The organism is Akkermansia sp. N21169 (assembly GCF_029854675.1).
Taxonomy (GTDB): Bacteria; Verrucomicrobiota; Verrucomicrobiia; order Verrucomicrobiales; family Akkermansiaceae; genus Akkermansia.
The window spans coordinates 1-11,715 of record NZ_JARWNC010000032.1 but is presented as its reverse complement, the minus strand read 5'-3'; the positions used below and the strand labels follow the sequence as shown (position 1 = coordinate 11,715).

Genomic DNA, 11,715 nt, shown 5'->3' with positions numbered 1-11,715 from the left:
ATGAACACTTGGAGAATCAATCAATGGGGAGCGTTTGCCGCATTCTTTCTGATAGGAAGCATGGCGGGGCAGGTCCGGGCCGAAACGGAGATGAAGCAGCAGCCTAATGTCCTGCTTATCCTCGTCGATGACATGGGATGGCAGGATACGTCCGTTCCTTTTCATTACGGGGACAGCGGCAAGGCTATTCCCTCTCCGGGTAATGCCGTGTTTAAGACGCCGGGCATGGAGAAACTGGCTGCCCAGGGCATGATTTTTACCCAGGCGTATACCCCCAGTGTGTGTTCTCCGAGCCGTACCGCCCTGATGACCGGAAACAATCCGTCCCGCACCCATATCAGTAACTGGACGAATCCTGACAAGCCGGCGGATACGAGTATGCGGGGAATCAAAACCATGCGTCCTCCTGCCTGGAGAATGCAGGGGATGACGTCAGATGATCCGAGCCTTGCCCGTATGCTGCACGACGCCGGTTACCGGACTCTCTTTGTCGGGAAAGCCCATTTCGGACCGACTTCCAATTCAGCCGCTCAACCGGAAAATCTGGGATTCGACGTGAATGTCGGCGGATCGGGAGCCGGGCATCCCGCCTCGTACCTCGGAGAGGATTGCTATGCCGAAAAGTCTTATAAGGAAACGGGAATACACGGAGTCAGGGATGTGCCCAATCTGGAAAAATACTACAACACCGATACGTTCCTGACAGATGCTCTCAGCACGGAGATGGCTTCCGAAATCCGGGAATCCGTGAAAACGGGCAAGCCGTTTTTTGCCTACATGGGGCACTATGCCGTCCATTCCCCCCTGATGAAGGATCCTCAGTTCCAGGCTCTGTATCCCTCCTTGAAGGGAGCTCTTCTGAATTATGCCACCTTGATTTCCGGGATGGACAAATCGATTCTCCATCTTCTGGGAACATTAGACGAAGCGGGTGTTGCCGACCGTACTCTGGTCGTGTTCGCTTCCGACAATGGTGGAACCGCTCCCTGGAAAAACAAATGCCTTCCGCTTCGGGGTATGAAGGGGACTCCCTATGAGGGCGGCATCAGAACGCCCATGATCGTTTCCTGGGCGAAATTGAATCCCGCTCAGCCCCTCCAGCAGCAGTATCCGATCGTCCCCGGTAGCCGGTGTGACCGTGTCGTGGCCTTGCAGGACATGTTTGCGACGCTCGGGAGCATGGCGGGAGGCAAGGTCCCGGACGGTCTGGATTCGTACGATATCAGCGGTCTTCTTCGCGGGGACGGCTCATGCAACCGTCCGCAAACGTATTTCCTCAATTTCCCGCACCAGCACAACGATGCCTATTACGTCCTGTACCGGGAGGGAGACTGGAAGGTTATCTACCGGTACCATACGAAAAAGTGGGAACTTTACAATCTCAAGTCGGATATGGAGGAACAGCATGATTTGACCCGGGAATGTCCGGAACAGTTGCAGGCCATGGCTCGCAAACTGGTGACGGAACATACCAGGCATGGCGCTCAGTTTCCGATTGATACTCAAACAGGACTTCCGGCGGTTTTCGTTATGCCGGATCAATCTTCAAAATAACCGGTTCCATGTTTTCCTGCCCGGTTCCCTACGATGATTCCGACCGCGTGTCTCTGGCTTGCGGCGGAGGCGGATTGCTGATGAACCGTCTGCTGGAGGAAGTGTTTTTTCCGGCTTTCGGGACAGATTCGTCTTCTCTGCATGACTCTTCCCTGCGTTCCGTACCGGGGGGAACGCTGGCAATGACGACGGACAGCTTTGTCGTCCATCCACTGGTGTTTCCCGGCGGAGACATCGGCTCGCTGGCTGTTCATGGGACGACGAATGATTTGGCGATGAGCGGTGCCCGTCCCTTGTATTTGAGTGCGGGATTTATTCTGGAGGAGGGTCTTGAAGTGGCCGTCCTGAAACGAATCGTCAAGTCGATGGCCCGTGCCGCCTCCGAGCTGGGAGTGAGCATTGTGACGGGCGATACCAAGGTCGTGGAAAAAGGGAAGGGCGATGGCGTTTACATCAATACATGCGGCATCGGTTCTCCGGAATACCCGGGATTGATTGCTCCCTCTTCTATCCGAGAGGGAGATGCGGTGATCGTCAGCGGTGATTTGGGACGGCATGGAATGACGATTATGAGCGTGCGGGAAGGATTGGGGTTCTCCTCGTCGCTGGAGAGCGATTCGGCTCCTTTGTGGCCGTCGGTTGATACTTTGATCCGGAGCGGTGCCGACATCCATTGCTTGCGGGACATAACCCGCGGAGGCCTGACAACAACCCTGAATGAAATTGCCGATTCGTCCGGATTGGGTATTGTTCTGGACGAAGCATCCATCCCGGTCTGCGACGAAGTGCGTTCCGCCTGTGACGTTCTGGGGTTGGATCCCCTCCAGGTGGCTTGCGAAGGGCGTTTCCTGGCGATCGTCCCGGCGGATGCCGCCGCGCGGACTTTGGCTGCCCTGCGTTCCGTTCCCGTTTCGTCCGGAGCATGCGTTGTGGGGCGGGTAGAACGCCGCACGGCAGCACCTCTTGTGATGAATGGCGTCATGGGGGTAAGGCGTATACTGGGCATGCCATCCGGAGCCCAGCTGCCCAGGATCTGCTAAACTTTGGCGTGTTGATGGGGTGGATTGTAGAGGAAAAATAAGTTGAAAGACATTTTTTTCGTGAATGAAATGCCGGGAGAATTTGTCTATCCTGCATGCCAGAATTCTCAAATGCATTTAGCGGGCTCAAGGAAGACCGGAAGCTGACGGATAAGGAGTTGATTCGTGCCATCCGGTTTATGATTGCAGCGGAATATGAAGCTATCCAACTTTATGAGCAGTTGGCGGAATCCATTGACAACGAACTTGCCAAAAAAGTCCTGATTGAAATCTCCAATGAAGAAAAGGAACACGCGGGCGAGTTTTACAGGCTCCTTCACGAGCTGGCCCCTGAAGAACAGGGCTACTATGATGAAGGAAGTGAGGAAACAGAGGAAAAAATCAAAAAATTGGGTAAATCCTGACCGTTTCATTCCGGGAGTATCCCGTTGACAGTTATTCGTGAACCCTCGTGTTCATCGTGCCCGGTTCGACATTTTTGTCGAGTCGGGCTTTTTTTGTGTAGAAACGTTTTTGCCTTAATCTGGGATGGGGATCATTTTTCTGATCGTAAGGTGGTTATAATTGGTTATTTGGTGGATGTGGGGAGAAATTACAGTTAATTAACCCTCATGATGTCGACTTTGTTGAAGCGGTTTGGCAATCCGTTATCAAGGCCAAATTTCTCTCAGAAAATAGCCTCAATGTATGTTTCTACAATAAGTGTTTATTCTTCTTGTTATTGTATTATTAACTATTTATAATAAGTTACTTATTGTTGCTCATAACGGATTGCCAAACTGCTACGAAAGAGAAAAATATTACCGTATTCTCTTTTGCGATGAAACTCAGACTACCTCTCCTGTTGGCAGCGGCCGTTATGGCTTGCTATTCTCATGTTTCTCTCTCTGCTGACACTGCCAATGGTTTCAGTATCAATTTTTATACAGGCGACGATGCCAAACTTAGTGGAACCGACACAACTGGAATGATAGCTGTTCAAGGCCAGAATTGGTTCAACTGGAACCCTGCTGCTGCCAACACACCGGTCAATATTACAACAAATAATGCAGGCCAAGCCATAACCGGTCTTACGATTTCGTCAAGTAAAACGGGGACTTGGGGGCCGGGAGCTCAGAAAACAACACAGACGGATAAACTCCTCGCCACTTATCTTGATACAACAACATCAACTTCGTTCAGTGTCACAATAGCTGGAGTTCCTTATTTGTCCTCGACACTCTACTTAATCATGTCCGGCGACGGAGGGAAGTTCACCGCCATGAATGTCAATGGAACCAACTGGACTTATAAAGACGGAGCAATGGCCGAGGGAACCGAAGCCTGGGGGGATCGTAAGCAAAACCAGGGCGCTTTGACATTGGGAACCAATGTCCTGCAGATCGATGACATTATCGGGGGCAATATTTCCATTTCTAATGTACTTAGCTCTGGGCGAGGGACGATTGCGGGGATACAGGTTGTCGATACATATGAGGGAACTTATTTGTATCGGACGCTTGATTCCACGGGGGGGGCGTGGTCCGATGCTCTATGGTCTGAGACGGATGGTACAGCCGGTACTCTTGCCTGGGGAGGAGCGGGGAATGGAGCCGTTCTCAAGGCAGACGCAGGCGGATCGACATTGACTTTGTCCGGGACGGTCGTATCGGACGGCGTTATCCTTCAATCCGGGAAATTGATTCTTTCCGGAGGAACGCTTAATATGACGGGACCGGCTGCGTTTGTGACGGGATCGTCAAGCACGATCAAATTTGATGGAACCACCGTTACGTCAAGTGGCACATTGGTCTTGTCGGGAACCGGCACATACGAGATTTCGGATTTATCGTATCTTCCTCTTTCCGTGAATTTAACGGGAGGTACTCTCAATGTTTCGGGAGATACGACAGTAGGGGATGGAAGAAATATATGGATTGGAAGTAATGCTACTTTCGATGCTCAATCAGTAACTATTTCATCGGGTGGTTCCGTAAGTGTTGCAAATGTGGGTACTTTCAAGGCTACCTCACTCACCATTGAACAGGGGGGAACCGTATCCATCAATCAGAGTTTCTCTGATGCTCTGAAGGTAGATTCCTTTTCAGGGAATGGCGAACTTGTTTTGGCGACAGCCATGGGATTTAACAAAGATACTCTTCCCGGGGTGCATGAGTTTTTGAAGGATTTCAGTGGGACTTTGACTTTGGGTGCCCCTGCGGAATATTTTTTCAATTACAGTGGTGCGGATATGGATTCGAACCTCACTCTTGGGAAAGATGGTATGACGATCCATGTTACAAAGGGAGCTACGTTCAGGATCAACCATAAAACTGCCGGATCAAATACTTTCGGTAATAAGTTTATTCTTGATGCCGGTAGTACGTTCCGCAAAGAAGACGGTAGGCCTCTGATCTTTTCCGGAGATATCTTGATGAATGGGAATGACACAGAATCTATCAATCTCATGGGGTATTGGGGTGGTCCCAAGGAAACGAGATTCACAGGAAAGATTTCCGGGCAGGGCAAAGTTCAAATATATGATAACTGGGCTAGTGAGAAATTTAGTCTGTATAATCCTGAAAATGATTTTTCAGGATTATGGCAAATCGCAACCTCCAGTGGTAAAGAGATTACTCTGAAATTGAGTGCGGACGCAATGTCCAAAGCGTCTGTGGAAATTGGAGGAAAGGGAGAACTGTATATCAATACGGCAAACGCTTCCGTCATCGGATTGTCCGGGACTGATCCCGCCGGAAAAATAACGAGTGCTACTGCTGGCAATACCTTGGCGATTCAGTCCGGTAGTTATGCCGGCAGCATCGGCAACAATCTGAATTTGAACAAGACAGGAACAGACGCATTGACGTTGTCCGGCGATTTGAGCGCTTTCAATGGTTCCATGACTGTTTCCTCCGGTGATTTGACCCTGACCAACTATACGGGTAGTGGGAAATTAGTTGTGGATGGGGGCAAGCTGGTATTGGGAGGAACCGGCGAGTTGAACCAGTCTTCTACCGTTGCCGCCGGTGCAACGCTGGTGATCAACGATGGGACACGGAAGCTCTATATCAGCAACAATAAAACATTCGACTCGGGAACCATCGAAATCAAGGAAGGAGCTATGTTCCGCACGACGTCACTGTGGAAACATCACCTGACTTTTGGTTCGGAGTCAACTTTAAAGGGAGCCGGAACCTTCCGTTTTGACGTCCCGGAAACAGACACTCAAAATGATGGTTTCCGCAATCTGACTCTCCAGGGAAGTACGTCCGGATTTACGGGTACTCTCGAATTGCTCGGAACCGACTGGGATGAAAACCAAAAAGCCTATCGTACCCGACTTTATCTGGATTCTGCCGATGGCGTCTTTGGAGGAATTATCAAAACCGTTGGTATTAGTAAAACGAGCGGAGGCGATAGCAGCGTCATCGACGAAAACGTCACCCCCAATCCCGTGCAGATCATCGTGCAAAAAAACATGAGCGTCGGAGGCTTTGAAGGGAAAGGCGGGCAAATTACAAGCGACCAGGCATCAGGTATCGACTTGACGGTCGGCAACGGGGATGACCATGTGTTCGGCGGCTCGGTCGGCGCCAATGTGAATGTGATCAAAGTAGGTGCGGGGTCCCAGACATTTAGCGGTGACATGTCCTCCTTCAACGGCACATGGGAAGCCGGGAATGGAATTTTGGATCTGAGCGAAGCAAGGAATCTGAGTAATGGTCTCGCCTCTTATAAACTGAGTGGCGGTGAGCTGCGGGCCTCTTTCGATCTTTTAGCCGGATCAACCCTTTCGACGACGGGTGTGTCCGCTGGTTCTTTGACAGGAAATATGACACTTGCCGGAGGAACGGTGGTCGTTCTGAACGATACAAGTGCTCCGCAATATGTCATTCATGGGGATTTGACCCTGGGTGCGGGGGACGGTACGAAGCTTGTTCTCGATTTGACGGATCTCGCGTCTTTGGAGGCGAGAGCGACTCCCTACGAATTCAAATTGTTCCAGAGCGACAATGCTCCTGTTTCGTTGACATTGAACGATATTGAGACGGTAGGCTTGATCGTCGACAGTTCATCCCGCGATTCTTTGACGTTTGGCACGGATACGTCTTCCGGAAATATCGTTACCATGGCATTGACGAAGGCTGAAACCGTTACCCTGACATGGAATGGAAGCGGCAGCCTTTGGGAAACCAAAAACGATGCTTCTTCGTGGAAGGCGGATGATGCTTCGGTTGACACGAGCTTTCATACCGGGGACAGAATTGTCTTTGCGGAAACAGACGGAAATACCACGGTAACGATTACGGGAACAGTCAAACCCCAGAGCATGAGTGTGACAGGTGGAGATTACATCTTCAATGCCGGTACGGACGGAACTATTGCGGGCAGCAGCGCTCTGACAATGACCGGAGGCAGTCTCACCATGAACCTTGCCAATGCCGGATGGGATGGCGCCATCGACGTTACGGACAGTGAATTGAAATTTGGAGAACAATCCCTGGGAACAGGCCGGATTACTCTGCACGATGGGGCTGTCCTGACATGGCTTGCCGGAAATGAGGAGGATATTTCTTCACGTCTTGCCTGGGAAGAGGATGCCGCTATTTCCCTGGGTGTTGCCGGAGGAAGCGATGAGGTTACATTCGGAACGTCGGCGGCTCATGCTGCCCATATCACCAAACTTGGGGATGGTACTCTGACGCTGAATGCTGCCGGGCGTTTGTCCGGAACAATCGCGGTGGGGACAACGGAAAAAGCGGGAGGAACTCTTAAATTGTCGGGAGGAGGAAGCGGAGGAGGAGCGTTCAAGGGTGACATTTCTGTCATCAACGGTACTCTCCTGATGGCGGCCGTAGATGTGACCGGCTGGAATTCCAATAATGCGTTGAATACATCCGGTATCCGGGTGGAGGAACAAGGCCGAGTTCAGGTAGACGCACGACAAACGTTTTTCAAGTTGCTTCTGACTCTGAAAGGAGGCACTGTGACCGGAACTGCAGGCTTTGATCTGTTTGGCGATGGAGCCAGTGTTGTGACGGAAGCATCGGACCGGCAAGCGGAAATCGCTACTGCTATCGGGCTTCGCCAGAATGATACTGTATTTAACATTGCGGATGGGGCATCGGCCGTCGATCTCCTCGTATCGGGAACAATTAAAAACAACGTAGATGCCAATGCGGCAGGTAATCACAACTTCATCAAGCAGGGTGACGGGTATTTGAAAATTACCGGATCTTACGACGCAACGGGTTCCGTGACCGTGCAGCAGGGGACGCTGGAGTTCAATTCTGGAAGTGATGTGAAGGCATCCGGTCTGTCGATTGGAGGAGAAGCAGTGATCCTCATGAATGGAACGGCTGCAAACGGTTCTTCCTACGGCGGAGCCCTTTCCGGCTACGATGGCAGCGCCGGCACATTGGAAGTTGCCGCCGGCAGGAAACTTTCCCTGACGGGAAACAGCGCTTTGTTTGGCGGTACTTTGCAGCTTGATGAAAATTCATCTCTTGTCCTGACAGGCAATATGGGGGCTGCCGACTTGTGCGGTAGCGGCTCCATTGTGGTCAACGGCGGCGAAACGGTCATTTCCGGCGGGAATGACGGTGCTTCGCTTTTCGGTGGAACGGTGTCCATCACGGGCGGTACTCTCCGTGCCGGTTCGGATACGGGCCTGGGTGCCAATGATATCACCCTTACGGGAGGTACGCTGGACATCAACGGCAAGTCGCTTGCCAACCGTATCGTTGTCTCGGGCGGCATCATGACCGGGACGGACAATTCGTCGGTCGGAGATGTCGTGGTTAGCAAGAACTTCTCCATGGCGGGGTCGCTCTCCGTTGCCTCTCTGTCTATTGATTCCGGCGTCACGGTGTCGTCCGCCAATCTGACATCGCGCGGCAACATGACTATGGGCCGCGGAGCCTTGCTCTCTACGACCGGTACGTTGACGCTGACGGGAGGCACTTCCCTCAACCTGACAGCCCTTAACCTGACGCGCGACGATGCTTCCATTGCTGTCACCGGTACCCTCGCCGTCACCGGAGACTCTCCCGTTTCCATCAATTTGGGAGACGACTTCATGTCGAACCAGATTAGCGAAGGCAACTACACGATTCTGAGCGCTACGGGAGGACTTGATCTCAGCCAATTCGAGGCCGGTACCTCACTGGACGGAACTCTTTGGAGCGAAATCTCCGACGTGTATCAATTCGAACTGGCCCTTTCCGACGATCGTACCAGCCTCTTCCTTCACGCCAGCATTGACAACAACAAGGCATGGCAATGGATCGGCGTTCCTTCCGGTACATGGTCGAACGGCTCCGCCCTGGAATGGAAGGACAAGGATACCGGCCCCGAAGGTAAAGCCGTCTTCTTCGGCGCGGAAACTCCTCAGGATCAAACCGTGCAAATTGACGAATCCGGAGTCAACCCCATCTTTGTCCAGATTCAGTCGAATGCCGCCTACACCTTCACTGGTGGTGCCATCTCCGACTATACAGGCAACGGCAACACCAAACCTACTTCTCTGATGATGGCCGGCACGGGGATCGCCGTCTTCCGGAATGCCAATACCTTCACCGGAGACATTACCCTGACTAAGGGGACCCTCGTCATGCAGAATGCCGCAGCCCTGGGCAACGGAGGAACGATTTTCTTCAATGACGGTACGCTGGAATTCGGTGCCGGTTCCACTGACGTTTCCTCCCGGTTTGCCGTCAACAACGGCAAAGACCTCAAACTGGCCGTCTCGCAGGATGTCGATATTGCCCTTTCCGGTCTTTCCGACGATTTGACCGGCAAGACCGACCTCCTTCTGGAAAAATCCGGGGCCGGCAACCTGTCGCTCACGCAGAACTTCGCCGGAAGCATCCACATCACCGACGCCTCGACGGAAGAAGCGGGTATCCGCATCCGGCGCTCGGACTCCGGAGGTTCCCTGACCCTCCAGGGGGCGGCCTACCATTCGGTGGAAGTCGACGCCCTCGACACTCTCATCATTGACGGTCAAACGGACGATACCGTCACCCTGGACGTTCCGACTCTGGGGACAGGTTCCGTCCTCCTCCGGAACGGCAAGACACTCGTTCTTGCCTCGGACGGAGCCCTGGCCAACAAACTGGAACTGTGTGACGGTTCCTCCCTCAGTCTGGCTGGCGGTGAAAATACTCTCTCCGGAGATATCTCTGTTAAGACATCCGATGGGCAGGCTGCCATCCATGCCAACGGTTCTCTGGTTGCGCTTTCGGGTACGATCCGCGGAGTCTCTCCCTCCCTGCGTTCCATCACGTTCTCCGACAATTTGCTGCTCGACAACGGAACGTTCGACTTTTCAGCAGGTACCGTGGAAGACAGCGTTCATCTGATCCTCGGCAACGGAACGGACGCCGCTGCAATCGACCTGGGCACCGACGAGGACAAGTCCTTGCGCATTGCCGGCCTTACGGCAAACGAAGCCTCATCTGTTTCCGGTATCGAAGGACAGAAGTTGGAACTGGTCGATGCCGAACTGAAAGGATCCCTTTTGGGAGGTTTTACCGTTAACGTTGCGGGTGACGACGCCCTTCCGGGTGCCTCCGTCATCCTTCAAGACGGATTCTCTGCCGAAAGCGGCATTTCCTTCCTCGTCTCCGGAGGGACGCTGGACCTCGGCAACCTGTCCCTCCAAAACGCCATTACCGTTACGTCCGGAACTCTCGCCCAGGCTTCCAACTGGGACGGCGGGAGCGAAGTCACTGTCGATACCTCGGCCGGAGCTTCCGACATCGTCCTGGGAGGGCTCAAGGCCAGTGCTCTCACCCATGTGACGACCGGAGCCGGAACAACAGTTTCCGACATCGGTCACGGTACTGTAGCCCTCGCTACCGCCAGGCTCACGCTGGATACTCCGAACACTCTTACCTACAAGCCCTCAACAGGTTCCCTGACTGGCGACGGTATTGCCGTCCTCAAGTTCGGAACGACCCCGGACGGAGCCGAAGACGGAGACGCCATTTCCTTGCGGGACGGAACCAGGATGATTATTTCCTTGGGCGACGATCTCAAGGATAATGTATTGGAGAACTTCTCCTTCTCCTTCGACAAGGACGAACTCCTGCCCGATTACGCCGAACCGGGGGACAAAGTCAACAGTCTCCTCTTCACGATCACCAACGGTATTCTCGACTTCGACGCAAGCCGTGTCGACTTCGATCCTCTCCTCAAAATATGGGGACTGAAGATAGCCGGAATCGAGGGAGGATCCATCATCGCCAACGGCAACCTCTCCGTCTGGCAGGCCTCCAAGGAAGGTAACGTCACCGGGTACGACGACCTCGTCGACTACCGCGCCGTCTATGTCAACAGGGACATGAGCATCACCCTGCCCGGCAGCGACTCGGAACCCCTCACCGTCAAATACCTCAGCGGACAGAAGGGAACCACCCTCGCCATCGACAGCGACGGGACGGGCACCGCCCGCGTCCGCTTCTACAACGACCGCGACAAGGACGGGGAACTCGTCGACTCCGTCCTCGCCGGCAACCTCACCGCCGGGGAACACACCGCCCTCTCCAAGACCGGTGAAGCCACCCTCACCATCGGGGGTACCGCCACCCTCGGCGGCAGCCTCACCGTCGAAGAAGGCGGCATCGCCCTGACCCGCGTCGGAGCCGCCCACTCCATCGCCGCCCTCTCCATCGGCCAGGACGGCACCCTCGCCCTCACCGGCGCCAAGTCCGTCCTCGAAGCCGGCGCCCTGGACGAAGCCTCCGGCTCCATCCTCCTGGGCGGAGACTCCACCCTGAAACTCGCCTCCGGCGCCGCCATCGCCGGCACCGTCAAGGCCCTCGGCGGCGCGGCAGGATCGGGCACCCTCGAACTCGGGGCGGGCACCACCACCCTCACCGCCGCGGGAGCCCTCGACGGCATCGCCCTGGTCACCGGGGACGCCACCCGCCTCGTCCTCGACACCCCGGACACCTCCGCCACCCTTACCGCCTGGAACGGCCTGGGCACCCTCGCCGGAGAAGGAAGCCTCACCCTCACCGGGAAAGCCTCCTACGCCGGCACCCTCGCCGACTTCGGCGGCACCCTCGCCGCCTCCGGCAGGGACGCCTCCCTCACCCTCGCGGGCACCGGCAGCAAGGCGGCCGCCCTCGCC

The 11,715-nt window shown here is 54.2% G+C and carries 4 protein-coding genes; all 4 read left to right on the top strand.

Features of this window, described 5'->3' with window-relative positions:
* Positions 1-1,554, top strand: a complete 1,554-nt coding sequence (locus tag QET40_RS03545) for a sulfatase-like hydrolase/transferase (protein WP_280125802.1) — start codon at positions 1-3, stop codon at positions 1,552-1,554.
* An 8-nt stretch (positions 1,555-1,562) separates the two neighbouring features.
* A complete protein-coding gene (gene hypE / locus QET40_RS03540; protein WP_280125801.1) occupies positions 1,563-2,594 on the top strand; it encodes a hydrogenase expression/formation protein HypE in 1,032 nt (343 codons plus the stop codon).
* Between the two features lie 95 nt (positions 2,595-2,689).
* A complete protein-coding gene (locus QET40_RS03535; protein WP_280125800.1) occupies positions 2,690-2,998 on the top strand; it encodes a ferritin family protein in 309 nt (102 codons plus the stop codon).
* 416 nt (positions 2,999-3,414) lie between these two features.
* The coding region (locus tag QET40_RS03530; RefSeq protein ID WP_280125799.1) for a hypothetical protein at positions 3,415-11,715 on the top strand (8,301 nt) is incomplete at its 3' end.